Genomic DNA, 18,069 nt, shown 5'->3' on the forward strand with positions numbered 1-18,069 from the left:
CAGATTCCACCTCACGGTGGACACCCTTGTCTTAAGCTAACGGTTAGCACTATCGGCCCCCGTATCGGACTTTCACCGACGAGTAAACGCCCATGCCGGGCACACTAAAAAGGTGCAAATCTAAAAAAATTTGCACTTAAGTATAAGCTAATTAATTGTTAACCGTCCCCACTTATGCGTTCATCGCTATAAACAAAATCATTGTTAAAATCTCAACCAATTCATTATTAGCTCCTAAACTATCACCTGTGAGTCCTGTTATTTTGCTCTCGCAGAATTTATTAAATAAGAAACTTAAGAATAATCCTGGGATTATTAATATTACACTTTTTAGGGTTCCTATTAACAACGTCCCAAATATAATAGTTATTATCCCTGCAATTACTAGTCTTTTCACATCAATATTACCAATAAATATGTTACCCGAACCTTTCTCTTTAGCATTTTTACCTATAAACGATATAAAGACCACCGTAAATCTGGCAATTATTGGGGCCAAAATTAATATAAAGGGTAAATCACTTTGTATGATTGTTGTAACCGCCGCATAACGCGCTAACATGTCAAATACTATGGCGATGGTCGCATAAGTACCTACTGAGCTATCTTTCATAACTTCTATAATTTTGTATTTATCACCTTTTAATGAAAAGAAACCATCACATGTATCTCCAAGTCCATCAACATGCAATCCTCCAGTAATAATTATTGGTATAATAACTACAAATACTGCTGTAATGTTTACTGGTAGCACTTTTATTAACAGATAATAAATTATCCATTGAACTACCCCTATAAATAATCCCACTATAGGGAAAAATATAGATCCTCTCTTGAAGTTTTCTTTTTCACAGTTTAAACTTTTATTTATAGGTATTCTCGTAAAAAACTGAAAAAACAGTAAAAAATCATTTAAATATTCTCTCATTTCATTGCTTGCAACGAACTACCATTGCAAGATTCACCTCTTTCCTAGATAATAATATTCATTTTAACTTTAAAGGTAACCCACAAGAAACTAGATATACCTCATCACTTTGGCTTGCTATGTATTGATTTACGTACCCAGCTATATCCCTAAATACTCTACTAAGCTTACTTTCTGGTACAAGCCCAGAACCTACTTCATTAGTTACCATAACTAAATTTTTATCGGATACCCTAGCCTTTAATATTAACTTTTCAAACTGAGTTTTTATCTCATCTAATAATAAATCTATTTTTCCCATAGATATATTATCAAAATCTATTTTCTCCTTAAACATTAAATTAGTTGTCATAATTGTAACGCAATCAAGCAATATATTGTTTATATCATATTTCTCTATAGCCTTATCTAAATCAAAAAAGCCCTCATAGGTTGTCCATCTTGAATTTCTCGAATCTATATGTTTTTTTATTCGATTATCCATTTCATCATCTGTAACTATAGCTGTTGCTATATATAAAACATCATCAGTATTTTTGAAGATTTTTTCTGCAAACCCACTTTTTCCACTTCGACTTCCACCAGTCACTAAAATTATTTTGCTCATCTAGATTCACCTCCTATATATGCATAATAGCATCAATATATAAATTACCATATTCATATTTAATAATGCTTATGTCACCATTTTTACACCCAAATTTCCAAAATAAATCTATATTCCCATCCATAATATAACAATATATAGCTCTTATGACCCCAGAATGAGCACATATTAAAATATTCTCAAAATCTAATTTTTTAACATTATCCATAAAGCTCTTAACCCGCATGCATAACTCAATATAACTCTCACCCTTAGGAGGTACAAATTCTTTCCAATTATCCGTCCAACATAAACATTCCTTAGGATAAAGCATCTTAAGTTCTTCGTAAGTTTTACCTTCAAAGTCTCCAAAATTAGTCTCATTTATTCTGCTATCTTGTATAATTTCCATTTCCTTTAACCCTAAAGCTAATTTTGCCATTTCCAAAGTTCTTATTTTATCACTAACATATACTCTATCTAATTTTATATCACTAAAGAAATCTTTTGCCTTATTTCCTTGAGCTATACCTATTTCATTTAGACTTATATCCAAATTACCATAATAAGAGCCTTTCCTATTTTCCTGCGTTTGCCCATGCCTTAACAAATATATATTCATAATTTATCACGCCCCAGTCTGACCTAAGATATTTCTACGGTATTCTCTCTTATATCAATATACTTTTTGCTATCAAGCTTCGCATCCTCGAACGTTCCCATATTATCCATCGTGTACAGAGCTGCTTCAATAATATTAAACGCTAGAGGACAACCTGAACCTTCTCCAAGTCTCATGTTCAAATTAAGCATAGGGTTTAATCCAATTTCTTTCATTATAAAGGCTGCTCCTTGTTCCGCAGATAAGTGGGATGCAAAAATATACCCCATAACTAGTGGATTTAATTTATAAGCACAAAGTGCAGCCGCTGATGCAATAAACCCATCTATAACAATAGGCACCCTATTTTTAGCCGCAGCTAGAAAACAACCACATAATCCTGCAATATCAAATCCACCAACTTTTGAGATAACATCTATAACATCATTTTTATCTGGATTATTTACTTCAATAGATTTTTTAATAACCCTTTTTTTATTGATGAATTGCTCCTCCGTTATTCCCGACCCCTTACCTACTGACTCTTCGACTTCAAGTCCAGAGAAAACACTTAAGATTGCTGCGCTTGTGGCAGTATTCCCTACCCCCATTTCGCCAGTTCCTAATAAATCATAACCGCCTCGAACTAAATCATCGACTGTTTTAATTCCAACCTCTATAGCCTTAATTGTCTGCTCCCTAGTCATTGCAGGACCCTTCATCATATTCATAGTACCATATGCTATTTTTTTATTTATAACTTTAGGATTGTTTAAATCAGCATCAATGCCTACATCTACTACAGTAATATCACTTCCAGAAAATTTTGCGAGCACATATACGCCTGTTATCTTTTTAGTGAAATTATTAGTGACTGTAGCTGTTACACTTTTAGGACAATTAGATACATCTTCTTCCACAACACCATTATCACTACACATTATTACAACATTCTTTTTATTAATTTTATTATGTATATTTCCAGTAATTCCTGCCATCTTAGCTATAATATTTTCTAATTCACCAAGACTTCCTATAGGTTTTGATAAACTATCAAGTCTATCCCAAGCCTTTTTCATCGCTTCCTTATTTAGCGGTTCTATACATTGTAATGTTTCTTTTAGAAGTCCCATTTGTTTATCCCCCTGCTCATCTAAGTTATTACACTAATAGTATTCCAAAGGAAAAACTTTTTCAAGGAAAATTACTAATTAAAATCAACAAGATTCATTAGTTGTTAACCGTCCCTCGCTTTAACCATTCCAAACAACATTCATTAGTTGTTAACCGTCCCCCACTCTAACCACCCAAACAACACTCATTAATTGTTAACCGTCCCCCACTTAACCACCCAAACAACATTCATTAGTTGTTAACCGTCCCCCACTTATTCCTCATTTAAACTAAAAAAACAGGCACACCTAAATGTCCCTGCTCCTTCTTTGTATTATTTTTAATTAGTATATATCATTATCATCTATAATTGGTAAACTTTCTAAGTTGTTTGCTTTATTTTGATCAGGTAGACTTCTTAAGAATTCTTCACCTTTTTTAGAAGTTGAGACAGAAACTCCACTTATATTCCCTTGCTTAGCAAGTGAGACAGCTTGTTCTTTCGAAATCATTTCTCCATTTTCAAGTTCATATGCAGTTATTTCTCCTTTATTGTCTTTCGCCACTTTGCTAATTACATGAGTTAAGCCTTCGCTTTTATTCATAATAACACTACCTTTCCTACTATATTAAATGCATAACAAAATGCATTTTTATTGATAGATACTAAAGCAATATTGCTATTCTATAAAAATAAAGTATCTTCATATACAGTTTTACCAATTATATAAATTTTATGATATGTATTATTTAAATTATTTGGCAATAATATGGAGAGAGTTATTGCAAGTTATTCGCATTTAGGTGTATACTATTTGTTGCTACTATTATTTTATGCATATAATTATTGCATAATTGTATGATTAATTTTGTGATAATTAATAAGGAGGAAATCAATGATTAACATAAATAATTTATGTTTTACATATACAAATTCAAAGCCATACATACTAGACAACGTCAATCTTAAAATCGAAAAGGGCAGTTATATTTCAATTTTAGGTGAAAACGGTAGTGCTAAAAGTACTTTGCTTAAATTGATATTAAATTTATTAAAACCTACTAGTGGTCAAATTATTATAAATACATCAAGAATAGCATACGTTGCACAAAAAGTTGAAAATTTTAATGGGCAGTTTCCTATAACCGTTTATGAAATGCTAAATTGTCATAGGAAAATATTAAAACTTAAAGATAAAAATCTAATTTCAAAAAGTCTTAAAGCTGTAGGCATGGAGGACCATATCCATAATCTTATTGGAAATCTCTCTGGAGGCCAGCAACAAAAGATTTTTATAGCTAGAAGTTTAATCGGAGACCCTGAACTACTGATTTTAGATGAACCTTCTACTGGAATAGATATTCAAAGTATGGAAGATATATATGGAATTATTAAGGGGTTAAATGATAACCTAGGTATTACAGTTGTCTCTGTAGAACATAATTTAAAAGCTGCATTAGATAACTCAACAGATATTTTCGAAATGAGTAACCGAAGTGGAATACTTTATACTATCAATGATTATAAATATAAAATAACCCAGGAAAGGGGCTAACTTTACTTTATGTTTGAATATGGTTTTATGCAAAACGCTTTAATTGCCTCAGTTTTAATTTCTATATTATTCCCAATTGTAGGTGTTTTTCTTGTACTAAAAAGATATTCCATGATGGGAGATACAATGGCACATGCTTCCTTAGCTGGTGTTGCTATTGGCCTGGTTTTTGGTTTTAATCCTATACTTGGTGCTTTTGCTTTTACAGCCCTATGTGGCTTATCTATTGAATTTTTAAGAGATTATTATAAAAAATATGCAGAATTAATTCTAGCAATTATACTTACCTTTAGTGTAGGTATAGCAATAACCTTAATAAGTACAGGTAAAGCAGGTGCTAATGTTAATTCTTATTTATTCGGAAGCCTATTAACTGTTACACAAGATGATTTGTACATAATGCTTGTACTTAGTATTATTTCTATAATAACAATATTTTCATTATATAATCAATTATTATATATTACTTTCGATGAGGAAGGCGCTAAGATTTCAGGTGCAAAAGTTAAGGTAATTAATTACATCTTTGCTCTACTCGTGGGTGCTACTATTTCAGTATCTCTAAGAATACTTGGAATACTTGTTATGTCATCTATGATAGCCCTACCGGTAGCAACGGCATTACAGTTAAACAAAGGTTTTAAGAAAACTCTAATTTACTCTATAATGTTCGGCTTTATTGACATAATTTTAGGGCTTTTTATATCTTACTATGTAAATTGTGCCCCTGGTGGAAGTATTGCTTTAACTTCTGTTTTTGTTTTAATAATTATAATCAGTAGCAAAAAAATATTATCAAAGGCTTAGATATAACTTTAAATGCTATAATATTACAATAACATAAATTGGATTTATATTGGAGGAATTTATTATGATGCAAGCCATAAAACTAAGAAAGTCCATAAGAAAATATAAAGATGTTGATGTATCCCCTGAACATTTACAAAATATTAAAACTATTATAAATGGGGCTAAGCATTTATTTAACAATATACCAATGGAAGTATTACTAATTGAAGATGGTAGTAAAATTACAGATACATTTAAAGGGCTTATTTCTAAATATACCAAAGTAAAAGCCCCTCATTACTTGGCTTTTACTTCTGAAATTCAGGAAGGCCATTTAGAGAACATAGGCTTCATTGGTGAGGAAATAGTTCTTATGCTTACAGAGCTTGGAATTGGAACTTGTTGGTTAGGTAGTGCAATTAAACAAGACTTATTTAAAACAATATTCACCGTTAAAGAAAACCAAAATTATATAATTTTAATTGCTTTTGGATATCCACTTGAACCATTAAAGCCAGTTACAACTAGGAAAAGATTTGATAAAAGCAAAATAATTACTGGTGCTTTAGATACTCAATATGAAACTATAGTACAATCAATTATTGATGCTCCTTCAGCAATTAACTCTCAGCCTTGGAAATTGGCAATTAATAATAATAAATTTGACCTATTTCTAGAAAACAAAAATATTTTAACTAAAAAAATTCTTAAAGACACAAATCACATTGATATTGGTATAGGTCTTAGCCATTTATATAATTCAGCAATTGAACTTGGCTACAAAATTGAATTAAAAAAAGCTTCCCATAAAGATATGGGAAATTCTGAGTATATTATAAGCGCTATCTTAAATAAAAACTAAAACAAAAACTATGAGAGCAATTTATGCTATTCATAGTTTTTTTTAATAATTATATAATTATATAATTATTTTAAACCTTTTATTCTAAACGCATCTTCTCATCATATTTTTTACGCCCCATTAGCCTAAAAATAATATCATCTTTTCTATATCCTATATCATTTTGATTAGCCATAATATCAGCTTTTCTAAGGCCTTTACCATTTAATTTATACTCCGTAAAGAGTCTTTTTATCATTCCCTTGTTTATTTTAAGCAAGAATTCTAATTCTTCAATTGAATAATTCTCTTTTATTAAAGTATTTTCAAGTTTTCTCTGCATATCAAGTTTATATTCTAAATCTAATCGCCTATTCTTGTGCGGACCGTTTTCTCCCCTATGATGCAATGTACAAAGGTATCTAAAGTTAAGTGGGAATTCAATGCCACCTTGGCTTTTATAAACTATATGATGTTTATCCGCTGGTTTTCCACAGACTTCACACTTTAACAATATACTCACCCCTTAAATCATCTCTTGTAGAGCTGCAATCATCTCCTGCAGAGCTGCATTAGCGACTCCAAAAGGATATTTAGAAACACACTGAAGTTTTATTTTTGATAGGGTAGTTGCTCTCACTTATAGAAACGGGAGACTTTCCTTCTAAAATGTCTTTAGATACTAAAAGACAAAACAATTATTAGTTGTTTTGCCTCATAATATTCACTAAAATTTATATTTTTAAGATAAGAAACTTTTACTAGAATTTATAGTTTTTAAGTTTGTCTCCTAATATATCTCCTAGAGTTAATCCACTTTCTTCTTCTTGCTTATAATCTGAATAATCTTCATTTCCTCTTGCTGCCTCTTTAATGCTTAGGCTTATTCTTCTATCTTTTTCGTTTATTTCTCCGATTTTAACTTTTACAACTTCTCCAACTTTTAATACGTCAGAAACCTTTGCAATACGTTCTTCTGATATTTCTGATAAATGAACTAGTCCTTCAACTCCTGATTCAAGTTGTACAAAAGCACCGAAATCCATTAATTTAACAACAGTTCCTTCAACTATAGCACCTGACTTGTAGTTGCTTGTTATGTTGTTCCATGGGTTTCCTTGTTCACTCTTAAGTCCTAGAGATATTCTACCTTTTTCTTTATCAAAATCTAAAACTGTAACTTCTACTTCTTGTCCAACAGATACTACTTCTGATGGTTCTGCAACTCTTTTCCATGATAATTGAGAAACGTGAATAAGACCATCAATGCCACCTAAATCTACAAATGCACCGAATTTAGCAAGTCTTGTTACAGTACCTTTTCTCTTCTCACCTTTTTTAAGTTCATTCCAAATTTGATCTCTTTTAACTGCATTTTCTTCTTTTTCTATTACTCTTCTAGATAAAACAATATTCTTATTTTCTTTATCAAGCTCTATTATTTTAACTACTAAAGTTTTACCTTTAAAGTCTGCTAAGTTTTCTATATATGCATCTGACATTTGTGATGCTGGTATAAATGCTCTAACTCCCTCTATATAAGCTGTAGCTCCACCTTTTACTATGTCACTAACTGTTACTTCTAAAGTTTTGTTTGCATCTAATATTTCTTGGAATTCATCCCAAATTTTAAGACCATCTGCTCTTTTCTTAGATAAAAGCACATTTCCTTCTCCGTTATTAACTTTAATTATATATACAGAGATTTTATCTCCAACTTTTACAACATCTGTTGGGTTTAATTCTTTATCATTTGATATTTCTTCTTTTGTTATAACACCATCAGTCATATAACCAATGTTTACTAGAACTTCTTCTTCACTTACAGAAAGTACAGTTCCAAGTACAACGTCTCCACTATTAATAACCATAGCTTCTGCAGTATTATCCATAGCATCTTTCATTGTAACTTCTTCCTTAATTTCTGGTGTAATATCTTGAATTTCGTCTTTATTATCTGTTGTCATATAAATACACTCCTCTAATTTCATAATTGTTGTTTAATCTATTCTTAAATTATTTATAGTCTACTATTATATATTCTATAAATATTTATTGAAATCTTTCTTATTTTAAAAATCGACTTAATTAAACAGTGTTTTTTAAAAACACCTTCTCTATTATATCACACTTCACCTATACATAATGTCATACCGTCTAATTTCATTTTATTTATAATAATATGTGCCCCACTAAGTTCCACGCAAGGCTCGCAAACAGCGCGAGCTCCAATAGTTTTCTCCACAAAATCACTACCGGAGAATTTATGTTGTACTTTCTTTATGTCATCAATTGTAAATATTTTAAACTGACACTTAAAATAATCTACTAATGACTTAATTGCTAGTTCATCTTTTTTAACATTAACTGTTGCTATAGAGTTTATAGCTCTAATATCTATATTGTACTGCTTAAGCATCTTTATTATTGTCTGTTTCATTTTATCCTGCGAAAAGTTTTTTCTACATCCTATTCCAAGTACGATATTTTTTCTTATTAATTTAAGAATTGGTACATTATGTGCCTCTAACTTATCATTAATACTATCATTACTAGAAATATACACTACTCCAGAAATATTTTCTAAACTACTACTATATCCGGTAGGTGTTTGTATTATTCGTTTTTCATCTAGAAATCCAACTTTTTTCCCTTCTACTAAAAGCGCAGATATATCTTTCGCTTTTTTCAAATCGTCAATAATAAGTCCATAATCTTTTGCTATCAAATCTGGGGCATAAATGCCTAAATTATCTGTTGCTGTAGTTATTATAGGCTTTGCATCTAAAAGTTTACTAACCTCAAGTGCAAGTTCGTTTGCGCCTCCTAAATGACCACTTAAAAGACTTATAACATAATTACAAGAATTATCTATAACTAATACTGCCGGGTCCAGATCCTTACTTTTTATGTATGGTGCTATTGATCTAACTGCAATACCTGTAGAACTTATAAATATTATACCTCTATAGTTCTCCATTATTTTTTTACTAACTAAAGCAAAATCAAAATTGCTATGTTTTTTCTTTGAATATAAATCAATATTAAGACTTGTTGCTAGAATTTCCGCTATTCGATCTCCCTTTTGGGTAAACGTAACAACTGCATATTTCATTTTGTCACCATTCCTATTATACATCATACTATATTTACGCACAAATTACAAAACAATTGCTAAAATAAATGAATAAATCAAGAAAACAAGCGAGGACGGTTAACATCTAAACATCAATTAGTTGTTAACCGTCCCTCAACTTTTAATTACCTAAACATTAATTAGTTGTTAACCGTCCCCAACTTGCGTTGCTTGTCCAACCTTAAAGACCCCCTTAAATGGGGATCACCTTTCCTCTCTAAAATAAGGAACCGAGAGTCCAGCAGGTGGTGAATTTTTACTAGATTTCTTCATGGATACTATCACTAAGATAATTATTGTAACTACATAAGGTAACAAATCAATAAGATATTGTGATATCTCAAAACCCGGTAACCCCTGAAGTCTAAATCCTAATATATCAAGTCCCCCGAAAAGATATGCTCCAATTATTGCTTTTTGAGGTTTCCATGTTGCAAAAATTACAAGTGCCACCGCTATCCATCCTCTACCTGCTGTTACATTTTCCTGCCAAGCTGGTACATAAACAAGGGATAAGTATGCTCCACCTAAACCGCAAAGAGCTCCACCGATTAATGTATTAGCATATTTATAAGCAGTAACATTTATACTAGCTGCATCTGCTGCTGCTGGATTTTCACCAACTGCCATTGTGTTTAGTCCCTTAGTCGTTTTATATAAATATACGAATAAAAGGATAGTCATAATATATCCAAAATATACAAATACATCATGGTTAAAAAATATATCCCCTATAAAAGGTATATCTCCGAGTATTGGGATTTTTCTAATTACAAAGAAATTTTTAATTGCATTTGGTGTTACTTGACCTATTAAACTTTTACCTACCATACTTGAGAAACCTGTTCCAAATATCGTTAGGGTAAGGCCACATACAACTTGATTCGCCCTAAGAGATATGGTTAAAAAAGCGTATATAAGTGCTCCGAAACCACCCGCAATTGCTGCAGCAATCATTGCTATAATTGGATTACCTGTGCTTAGCCCAGCCATAAATCCAATAACAGACCCCATAAGCATCATACCTTCTACCCCTAAATTAAGGTTACCTACTTTTTCAGTTAATAATTCTCCAAGGGTTGCGAAAAGTAAAGGCGTCCCAGCTACAACTGCAGCAGATAAAAATGTTGTTATACTATTCATTTCTATTTACCCCCTTTAATTTTTCTTGAGATTTAAAATATATTTTATACTTAGTAAAGAATTCACTACCTAATACAAAGAATAAAATAATTGCTTGTATTAATTGCGCGGCAGCTTCTGGTATTCCAAAAGCTGTTTGAATAAATGATGCACCTTGAACAAGCGCTGCAAACAATATAGATACTATTACTATAATAGGTGCAGAAAGTGCTGATAGCCAAGCTATTATTATAGCTGTAAATCCTACTCCACCTGAAACATCTGCAGACAGTGTTCCACTAACAGCTGATACTTGAATTACACCTGCAATTCCACATAAGGCACCACTTAAAAATATTGCTATAAACATAGTTTTTCTAATTTTTATACCTGCATATATAGCTGTTTTTTCACTTTCTCCAAGAACCGAAATTTCATAACCTTTCTTAGTATATTTAATAAAAATATACACTAAAATGGCTAGTATAATTGCTATTATCCATCCTGCATTTATACCAAAAACATCTGGAAGTGTTGCATTTTCAGAGAAAGTAGGGATTTTGGGAAAACCCATTGCATTCTTATCCCTCCAAGGTCCATATTGAAGATAAGTTACAAATTTTATTGCAACATAATTTAACATTAAAGTTACTATAGTCTCATTAGTATTCCATTTTCCTTTAAGAAGCGCAGCAATTAAGGCCCATAATCCCCCACCGAGTATTCCTGCGCAAAACATTATTAAAAGCAGTTGAAACTTAGGCATATCAGAAAAATTCAGAGCAAAATAAGTAGCAGCAAATGCTCCCATAAGTATTTGTCCTTCTCCTCCAATATTCCAAAATTGCATTCTAAATGCTACAGCTATTCCAAGAGAACTTATAATAAGTGGTATAGCCTTAATTAGTGTTTGCTTTATGCTATAAGTTGAACCAAAACTTCCCTGAACGATCGCTGCATATACATCTATTGGATTAAGTTTAATGATTATCAAAAACATAGCGAGTACTACTAATGATAAAAGTATCGCAATACACCTAATTTTAAAATTATCTGTCTTGCTGATTTTAGACCTTTTAACAATCTGAATCATCTATATCGCCTCCATATCGTCAGTATTTCCAACCATCATCATACCGATCTTTTCTCTTGAAGACTCTTTTGCATCCACAATTCCAGTAATTTTACCATCACAAATTACCATAATCCTATCACATAATTGAATTAATACGTCGAGGTCCTCTCCTATGAATAAAACTGCAGTCCCTTTTTTCTTTTCCTCACTTATCAAATCGTATATCGTATAACATGTATTGATATCAAGCCCACGAACGGCATATGCCATAATAAGTATTTTAGGATGCATGCTTAACTCTCTTCCAACTAATATCTTTTGAATATTACCACCTGACAAATATTTTATAGGATGATAAATATCTGGCGTTTTAATTTCAAATTTTTTCACCATTTCTTTTGCTTTTTCAATTACTGGCTTTCTATCTATAAATATTCCTTTTTGATTGTGATAATCCTTAAGTAAAAGATTATCAACCATACCCATAGATGCAACAAGTCCCATTCCTAATCTATCTTCTGGTATAAAACTCATACTTATACCTTTATTAATAATATCTCTTGGAGATTTCCCTACAAGGTCTTCTCCCTCGAGTACTATACTTCCACTTGATATCTTTTCAATACCTGCAATAGCTTCACATAATTCTCTTTGTCCACTACCCGCAATTCCAGCAATACCGAGAATTTCTCCTTTTCTAAGGCTGAAACTAATATTTTTAACAATCTCTGCTTTTTCAGCATTTACAACTATTAAATCAGATACCTCAAGCATTACCGCGCCAACCTCTTTATCTACCTTTTTTATAGATAAATCTGCTTTGCGTCCCATCATTAGTTCTGTCAATTCTTTAGGACTCGTATCTTCTTTCTTAAGTGTTTTTATAGCCTCACCTTTTCTTAATACCGTAATCTTGTCACAAATCTCCATTACTTCATTCATTTTATGACTTATGAATATAATTGCTTTGCCTTTTTCTTTCATACTTCTCATTATTTTAAATAATTTTTCAGTCTCACTTTGCGTAAACACAGTAGTAGGTTCATCTAATACTAAAATATCAGCACCCCTGTAAAGCACTTTTAGTATTTCAAGATTTTGCCTCTCACCTACTGGCATCTGCGAAACATATTTGTTTAAATCCATTTCCAAATGAAACTTTTCACATATATCATTAATCTTTTTAAGTTCCACCTTATTATTAAAAAACAGCCCACGTGTTTGACCAAGTAATATATTTTGCTTAGCTGTCATTTCCTCAACTAATTTAAAATGTTGATAAATCATTCCTACACCAGCTTTAATTGCGTCTTTAGGACTATTAAAGTTAGTATTCTTTCCATGAATAAAAATAGAACCGCTATCAGGTGTATAAACTCCTGATAACATGTTCATAAGGGTACTTTTACCTGCCCCATTTTCACCTAGTAGTGCATGGATTTCTCCGCCATGCAAAGTTAAATTCATATTATTATTAGCTATTACTTTCCCGAAGGTTTTACTAATATTTTCTATAGATACATAAGGGATTTTGTCCATATTTACCTCCTACTTTCTAGCGTATTTGTTGGAGCATATTCCTCACAAATCATCTCCTGTGGAGCTGCATTAACGACTTCAGAAGGAGCTTTAAAAGTAAATTTTATATTATTCTTATTTTACTATTTTTCCTTCTACACCTTTAACAAACCAATTAAATGATAATAGCTCTTTATCCGTCATAACTTTACCTTTAGGGACCTTAACGGCTCCACTTTGATCTGTTATTGGTCCAACAAATATTTTGTTTTTTCCTGATAGAATATCAGCTTTCGCCTTTTCTACAGCTACTGCTGCTCCTACTGGTGCATTTTTTGTAAGTGGTGCAAGACTAACTACTCCAGATTCTAGACCTTCCCAATAACTTCCTGATTTCCAAGTCCCAGCTTGAATAGCTTTTACTTGTTCAACATAATAAGGCGTCCAATTCCAAACTGGCGCTGTCATATATGATTTTGGAACTTTAGTACTCATGTCTGTATTATATCCAATAGCAAATATTCCTGCTTCTTCTGCTGCTTGAAGTGGGCCTGCAGTATCTTGATGTTGCGTTATAACGTCAACGCCTTCTGCAATTAGTGCTTTTCCTGCTTCTTTTTCTTTAGCTGGATCATACCAAGTATTAGTCCATTTTACTTTTATTACAGCTTTTGGATTAACTGATTGTACCCCTAAAGTAAATGCATTAATTCCTCTTACTACTTCTGGTATTGAATATGCAGCTACATATCCTATTTTATTAGTTTTAGTCTTCATTCCAGCAACTATACCCGAAAGATATCTTGCTTGATATATACGACCAAAGAATGTAGACATATTTGTAGCTGTTGTGTAACCTGATGCATGAAGATACTTAACGCCTGGATGTTTTTTAGCTGATGCTGCCATTCCATCCATAAATCCGAAACTTGTTCCTACAATAACATTAGCTCCTTGATTAATCATTTCCTCACATGTTTGCTCTACATCTGCTAAATTCTCTTTTACTGATTCCTTGAATATGGTCTTTACACCTAACTGTTTTTCAAGACCTTTTCTTCCCATATCATGAGAATAAGTATAACCTCCATCGCCTACAGGTCCTACATATATAAATCCTACTTTCACTTCTTTTTCTTTGGTAGTTTTTGTATTAGTTTTTGAACTACCACATCCTACAAGTGCTAAAGATGTAAGTAACGTAAACGCTAGTAATAAACTTCCTAGTTTTTTCTTCATTATTAATGCCCCCTATAATTCTTTAGTTTAAAATAATTGTTATTTAAAAACTTTTTATTATTTAAAAACTACCTTGTTATCTTTTAAAGATTTTATTATTGCGAGCGACTCTACTTTAACGCCCTCGTCTTCTATGTGTTTCCTGCCATTTTGGAATGCTTTTTCTATTACAATTCCCACTCCAACAATGCTAGCCTCCGCTTGACGTACAATTTTTATAAGACCAAGAGCCGCATTTCCATTTGCTAAAAAGTCATCAATTATTAGAATTTTGTCTTCTTTGTTTACATATTTTTTACTAGTTCTCACTTTATAATTCTTATTTTTGGTAAAAGAAAACACATCAGCCTCATATGCATTATTATCCATTGTTGTGGAATCATGTTTTTTTGCAAACACTACAGGAACGTTATTAAAGTATTGTGCCACAATACATGCTATTCCTATACCTGATGCTTCAACTGTTAATATTTTTGTAATTTCATCCTCTGCAAATCTTTCTTTAAATTCTTGTCCTATTTCCTTTAAAAGGTTTATATCAATTTGATGATTGAGGAAACTATCAACCTTTAAAATCTCATTGCCTACAACGTTTCCCTCACTTAATATCTTATTCTTTAACGCTTCCATACATTTTCTCCTTCGTTAATAAATTTTTTATCGTTTTATATTATGTAAAATAATAACCCCCTAGATAACGAGTTAATACGTTAACTAAGGGGTTTATAATAAAATGTTCAATAAAAATAATTCATACTAAAATTATTATTACTTTATTTATCAAAACACCCATAGTCAAGTCTTTTAAGGTTACTTGGTAGAAACGCTTAGACCATATTTCTAAGCTTATATGAGTTTGCGAATATAATTTTTCTTTTTCATTTCATCGTTCGTGTTTATACTTGTTATTACAATATTACAACATTTATTTTATTAAATCAATATCTATTTTTAAAATTCATATGGTTCAACTTTTTTCTCTATAACTACAGGAAAGTCATCTGAACCCTCAAGTACTGTATTCTCATGCATAATTATATTTCTATCAACAATTACATTAGTTAACTTGCACCCCTTTTTTATTTCACAATTTTCAAAAATTATACAATTATTAATTTCTGCTTCCTCATGCACGGTCACTCTTCTTGAAATTATGCTGTTTTCTATTTTCCCCTTCAGAATACATCCATTTGAAATTAAAGCATTATTAACTTTTGCTCCATTAAAATATTTAGTAGGTGCCTCATATTTACTTTTTGTATAAATTAACCCATTGTTAAAAAATAATTCCTTATTTACCTCAGCGTTTAACATATCCATACTAGCATTATAATAATTTCTCAAAGAATCTATACACTTAATATATCCTTTAAACTCAAATGCATTTACGTTGAATTTCAAAACATGTTCATAGATAATCGATTTTATTGAATTATGATATCCTATTTCCATACCCTTTTTTACAATATCTACAAGAGTGCTCTTTTTCATTATAAACATTTCCATTGATATATTTATTTTATCTGATGCCCCTATGTTTTTCCCAACACTTAAAATTTTATTTTCTTCATTAATATATAATGTACTGCAACTTAAATAATCCTTCTTCCCACTATTTGTTTTTTTATATATTATGGTTATGTCACTACCAGACTCTTCATGATAAGTTGCCGCTTCCTTATAGTCCATATTACATAACATGTTTGAAGAGGATATTATTACATATTCTTGTTTTGATTTATAAATATATTCCATATTATCATTTAATACATCTATATCTCTTAACTCTGATCTTTCTGATGTAAGATCGAATACATATAGTCCATTTATTTTTCTATCTAAATCCCAAGGTTTCCCTGACCCTAGATGTTCAACTAGTGACCTAGATTTTGTATTCGTAAAAATACCTATATTATGAATACCGGAATTGACCATATTCGAAAGCACAAAATCAATAATTCTGTATCTTCCCCCTACAGGTATAGCTGCTATTGGTCTTGCTTTTGTAAGACTTTTTATATTATCTTCTCTCTCATTTAGCATTAGTATTCCCATGTAATTTTTGAGCATTTCATCACCTAGTTTAGTTTATATTTTAGTTAATATCTTTGAATTAGCTTTAATTTCAGCCCCTTCTTCTATTACAATAATATCATTTCCATTTCCAATACATGAATCACGTCTTATTGTAGCATTGCTTCCTATAATAGCTTTATCTATAACCACGTTTTTCCCAATTTTAGTATTTGGGAGAATAACTGAATTGGTGATTTTAGTGTTTTTTCCTACATGTACTCCTTGAAAAAGTACACAATTATTTATTTCTCCGAATACTGTACAACCCTCATTTAGCAAAACATTGTTAATCTTTGCTTTTGGCCCAATATAGTGCGGTGGCAACATGGGGTTAACAGTATATATTTTCCAATTATCATCATGTATATCAAGTTCATTACTGTCAGATATCAAATCCATATTAGCGGACCAAAAACTTTCAATAGTACCAACATCTCTCCAATATCCTTTGAATGGGAATGCGTATAACTTTTGATCATCCTGAAGCATTTTTGGTATTATATTTTTTCCAAAATCATTGCTAGACTTTTTATCAAGATTATCCTCTTTTAAAAGTTTTTTAAGAACAGACCAGTTAAAAATATAAACTCCCATAGAAGCCAAATTACTTTTAGGATTTTCAGGTTTTTCTTCAAATTCAAATATTCTGTAATCTTTCTTTGTATTCATTATTCCAAACCTGCTACACTCATCATCTGTCACCTCTATTACTGCAATAGTAACGTCGCTGTCTTTTTCTTTATGATAATCTAACATTTTTTCATAGTTCATTTTATAAATATGGTCTCCTGATAAAATAAGGACATATTCCGGATCAAAATCATCAATATAATTTATATTTTGAAATATAGCATCTGCTGTACCATTGTACCAATTTCCACCATTTTCACTTTGATAAGGGGGAAGGAGACTTACTCCACCATTTCTCCTGTCTAAATCCCATGGAGAACCTATACCTATATGTGCATTTAAAGCCAAAGGTTGATATTGAGTAAGAACCCCTACTGTGTCTATACCTGAATTAGAACAATTACTTAAAGAAAAGTCTATAATTCTATACTTTCCTCCAAATGGGACTGCAGGCTTTGCTATCATTTTAGTTAATTGTTTTAATCTTGATCCTTGACCCCCTGCCAGTATCATTGCTATCATTTCTTTTTTCATAATAGTTTTCTCCTTTCCACATTTTTTTAATTGGATGTCATAAAAAACATATTAAATCAAAATAACTTTTTATAAAAAAATTGTCAAATTTTATTTCATTTTATCAAAATAATAGATTAATAAATACAATTTGTCAAGATAGATTATAAAATAAAATACTATACTAGATAATTATCTAGTATAGTATTTTCATTAAATAATCTCCTTGGTTGTAAAGATAGTGTTAACACTATCTTTGTTTTATTTATTTAAAACCCTGCTATTGCAAGGATTGTAGCTGTTTTTAGCACAAAAAACAATGACCCCCTCTATTTGGTATAATTGT

At 31.1% G+C, this 18,069-nt stretch carries 18 protein-coding genes and 1 riboswitch; of the genes, 3 read left to right on the plus strand and 15 right to left on the minus strand.

Annotated elements, in window-relative coordinates:
- Positions 1 to 172 precede the first annotated feature (172 nt).
- From cobS to KPL37_RS16960, 5 genes are all read right to left on the minus strand, one after another.
- The gene (cobS, locus tag KPL37_RS16940; RefSeq protein ID WP_216151209.1) at positions 173 to 928 is read right to left on the minus strand and encodes an adenosylcobinamide-GDP ribazoletransferase; all 756 of its coding nucleotides are present in this window, start codon (positions 926 to 928) and stop codon (positions 173 to 175) included.
- Between the two features lie 58 nt (positions 929 to 986).
- Positions 987 to 1,535 (minus strand): bifunctional adenosylcobinamide kinase/adenosylcobinamide-phosphate guanylyltransferase, encoded by a 549-nt coding sequence (gene cobU / locus KPL37_RS16945; protein WP_216151210.1) that lies wholly within the window; start codon positions 1,533 to 1,535, stop codon positions 987 to 989.
- A 13-nt stretch (positions 1,536 to 1,548) separates the two neighbouring features.
- Complete coding sequence (locus tag KPL37_RS16950) at positions 1,549 to 2,136, minus strand: histidine phosphatase family protein (RefSeq protein WP_216151211.1); 588 nt, start codon at positions 2,134 to 2,136, stop codon at positions 1,549 to 1,551.
- Positions 2,137 to 2,159: 23 nt separating this feature from the next.
- The gene (cobT, locus tag KPL37_RS16955; RefSeq protein ID WP_216151212.1) at positions 2,160 to 3,248 is read right to left on the minus strand and encodes a nicotinate-nucleotide--dimethylbenzimidazole phosphoribosyltransferase; all 1,089 of its coding nucleotides are present in this window, start codon (positions 3,246 to 3,248) and stop codon (positions 2,160 to 2,162) included.
- A gap of 324 nt (positions 3,249 to 3,572) precedes the next feature.
- Positions 3,573 to 3,833, minus strand: coding sequence for a DUF3892 domain-containing protein (locus KPL37_RS16960; RefSeq protein ID WP_216151213.1), 261 nt, complete (start codon positions 3,831 to 3,833; stop codon positions 3,573 to 3,575).
- Positions 3,834 to 4,124: 291 nt separating this feature from the next.
- Here KPL37_RS16960 and KPL37_RS16965 point away from each other — a divergent pair, with 291 nt between their 5' ends.
- The 3 genes from KPL37_RS16965 (at position 4,125) to KPL37_RS16975 (ending at position 6,435) form a co-directional block, all read left to right on the plus strand.
- Positions 4,125 to 4,784 carry a metal ABC transporter ATP-binding protein gene (locus KPL37_RS16965; RefSeq protein WP_216151214.1) on the plus strand — a complete coding sequence of 220 codons (660 nt, stop codon included), beginning with the start codon at positions 4,125 to 4,127 and terminating at the stop codon, positions 4,782 to 4,784.
- 9 nt (positions 4,785 to 4,793) lie between these two features.
- Positions 4,794 to 5,591 (plus strand): metal ABC transporter permease, encoded by a 798-nt coding sequence (locus KPL37_RS16970; RefSeq protein WP_216151215.1) that lies wholly within the window; start codon positions 4,794 to 4,796, stop codon positions 5,589 to 5,591.
- A gap of 64 nt (positions 5,592 to 5,655) precedes the next feature.
- Positions 5,656 to 6,435 (plus strand): nitroreductase family protein, encoded by a 780-nt coding sequence (locus KPL37_RS16975; RefSeq protein WP_216151216.1) that lies wholly within the window; start codon positions 5,656 to 5,658, stop codon positions 6,433 to 6,435.
- A 79-nt stretch (positions 6,436 to 6,514) separates the two neighbouring features.
- Here the strand turns inward: KPL37_RS16975 and KPL37_RS16980 are convergent, their stop codons facing one another.
- The 10 genes from KPL37_RS16980 to KPL37_RS17025 form a co-directional block, all read right to left on the minus strand.
- On the minus strand, positions 6,515 to 6,928 hold the full coding sequence (locus KPL37_RS16980) for an HNH endonuclease (protein WP_216151217.1): 414 nt from the start codon (positions 6,926 to 6,928) through the stop codon (positions 6,515 to 6,517).
- A 247-nt stretch (positions 6,929 to 7,175) separates the two neighbouring features.
- A complete protein-coding gene (gene rpsA, locus KPL37_RS16985; RefSeq protein WP_246578346.1) occupies positions 7,176 to 8,381 on the minus strand; it encodes a 30S ribosomal protein S1 in 1,206 nt (401 codons plus the stop codon).
- Positions 8,382 to 8,539: 158 nt separating this feature from the next.
- Positions 8,540 to 9,556, minus strand: coding sequence for a cobalt-precorrin 5A hydrolase (cbiG, locus tag KPL37_RS16990; protein WP_246578347.1), 1,017 nt, complete (start codon positions 9,554 to 9,556; stop codon positions 8,540 to 8,542).
- Positions 9,557 to 9,754: 198 nt separating this feature from the next.
- Complete coding sequence (locus tag KPL37_RS16995; protein ID WP_216151218.1) at positions 9,755 to 10,693, minus strand: ABC transporter permease; 939 nt, start codon at positions 10,691 to 10,693, stop codon at positions 9,755 to 9,757.
- Entirely contained in the window at positions 10,686 to 11,765 is a 1,080-nt protein-coding gene (locus KPL37_RS17000) for an ABC transporter permease (protein ID WP_216151219.1), read from the minus strand. The genes KPL37_RS16995 and KPL37_RS17000 overlap by 8 nt, the downstream gene beginning before the upstream one ends.
- Entirely contained in the window at positions 11,766 to 13,286 is a 1,521-nt protein-coding gene (locus KPL37_RS17005; RefSeq protein ID WP_216151220.1) for an ABC transporter ATP-binding protein, read from the minus strand.
- Between the two features lie 114 nt (positions 13,287 to 13,400).
- Positions 13,401 to 14,504, minus strand: a complete 1,104-nt coding sequence (locus KPL37_RS17010) for a BMP family ABC transporter substrate-binding protein (protein WP_216151221.1) — start codon at positions 14,502 to 14,504, stop codon at positions 13,401 to 13,403.
- 57 nt (positions 14,505 to 14,561) lie between these two features.
- Positions 14,562 to 15,134, minus strand: coding sequence for a xanthine phosphoribosyltransferase (locus KPL37_RS17015; RefSeq protein ID WP_216151222.1), 573 nt, complete (start codon positions 15,132 to 15,134; stop codon positions 14,562 to 14,564).
- A 142-nt stretch (positions 15,135 to 15,276) separates the two neighbouring features.
- Positions 15,277 to 15,378: riboswitch (purine riboswitch) on the minus strand.
- Between the two features lie 77 nt (positions 15,379 to 15,455).
- Positions 15,456 to 16,559 carry a glucose-1-phosphate adenylyltransferase subunit GlgD gene (gene glgD / locus KPL37_RS17020; RefSeq protein WP_246578348.1) on the minus strand — a complete coding sequence of 368 codons (1,104 nt, stop codon included), beginning with the start codon at positions 16,557 to 16,559 and terminating at the stop codon, positions 15,456 to 15,458.
- A gap of 33 nt (positions 16,560 to 16,592) precedes the next feature.
- Positions 16,593 to 17,744 carry a glucose-1-phosphate adenylyltransferase gene (locus KPL37_RS17025; RefSeq protein WP_216151224.1) on the minus strand — a complete coding sequence of 384 codons (1,152 nt, stop codon included), beginning with the start codon at positions 17,742 to 17,744 and terminating at the stop codon, positions 16,593 to 16,595.
- Positions 17,745 to 18,069 lie beyond the last annotated feature (325 nt).

The organism is Clostridium frigoris, assembly GCF_018861865.1.
Classification (GTDB): domain Bacteria; phylum Bacillota; class Clostridia; order Clostridiales; family Clostridiaceae; genus Clostridium_AD; species Clostridium_AD frigoris.

Excerpts from the sequence above, each read along its gene's own strand:
- cobS (WP_216151209.1), bottom strand. The coding sequence starts at position 928 with ATGAGAGAATATTTAAATGATTTTTTACTGTTTTTTCAGTTTTTTACG.
- cobU (WP_216151210.1), bottom strand. The coding sequence starts at position 1,535 with ATGAGCAAAATAATTTTAGTGACTGGTGGAAGTCGAAGTGGAAAAAGT.
- KPL37_RS16950 (WP_216151211.1), bottom strand. The coding sequence starts at position 2,136 with ATGAATATATATTTGTTAAGGCATGGGCAAACGCAGGAAAATAGGAAA.
- cobT (WP_216151212.1), bottom strand. The coding sequence starts at position 3,248 with ATGGGACTTCTAAAAGAAACATTACAATGTATAGAACCGCTAAATAAG.
- KPL37_RS16960 (WP_216151213.1), bottom strand. The coding sequence starts at position 3,833 with ATGAATAAAAGCGAAGGCTTAACTCATGTAATTAGCAAAGTGGCGAAA.
- KPL37_RS16965 (WP_216151214.1), top strand. The coding sequence starts at position 4,125 with ATGATTAACATAAATAATTTATGTTTTACATATACAAATTCAAAGCCA.
- KPL37_RS16970 (WP_216151215.1), top strand. The coding sequence starts at position 4,794 with ATGTTTGAATATGGTTTTATGCAAAACGCTTTAATTGCCTCAGTTTTA.
- KPL37_RS16975 (WP_216151216.1), top strand. The coding sequence starts at position 5,656 with ATGATGCAAGCCATAAAACTAAGAAAGTCCATAAGAAAATATAAAGAT.
- rpsA (WP_246578346.1), bottom strand. The coding sequence starts at position 8,381 with ATGACAACAGATAATAAAGACGAAATTCAAGATATTACACCAGAAATT.
- cbiG (WP_246578347.1), bottom strand. The coding sequence starts at position 9,556 with ATGATGTATAATAGGAATGGTGACAAAATGAAATATGCAGTTGTTACG.
- KPL37_RS16995 (WP_216151218.1), bottom strand. The coding sequence starts at position 10,693 with ATGAATAGTATAACAACATTTTTATCTGCTGCAGTTGTAGCTGGGACG.
- KPL37_RS17000 (WP_216151219.1), bottom strand. The coding sequence starts at position 11,765 with ATGATTCAGATTGTTAAAAGGTCTAAAATCAGCAAGACAGATAATTTT.
- KPL37_RS17005 (WP_216151220.1), bottom strand. The coding sequence starts at position 13,286 with ATGGACAAAATCCCTTATGTATCTATAGAAAATATTAGTAAAACCTTC.
- KPL37_RS17010 (WP_216151221.1), bottom strand. The coding sequence starts at position 14,504 with ATGAAGAAAAAACTAGGAAGTTTATTACTAGCGTTTACGTTACTTACA.
- KPL37_RS17015 (WP_216151222.1), bottom strand. The coding sequence starts at position 15,134 with ATGGAAGCGTTAAAGAATAAGATATTAAGTGAGGGAAACGTTGTAGGC.
- glgD (WP_246578348.1), bottom strand. The coding sequence starts at position 16,559 with ATGGGAATACTAATGCTAAATGAGAGAGAAGATAATATAAAAAGTCTT.
- KPL37_RS17025 (WP_216151224.1), bottom strand. The coding sequence starts at position 17,744 with ATGAAAAAAGAAATGATAGCAATGATACTGGCAGGGGGTCAAGGATCA.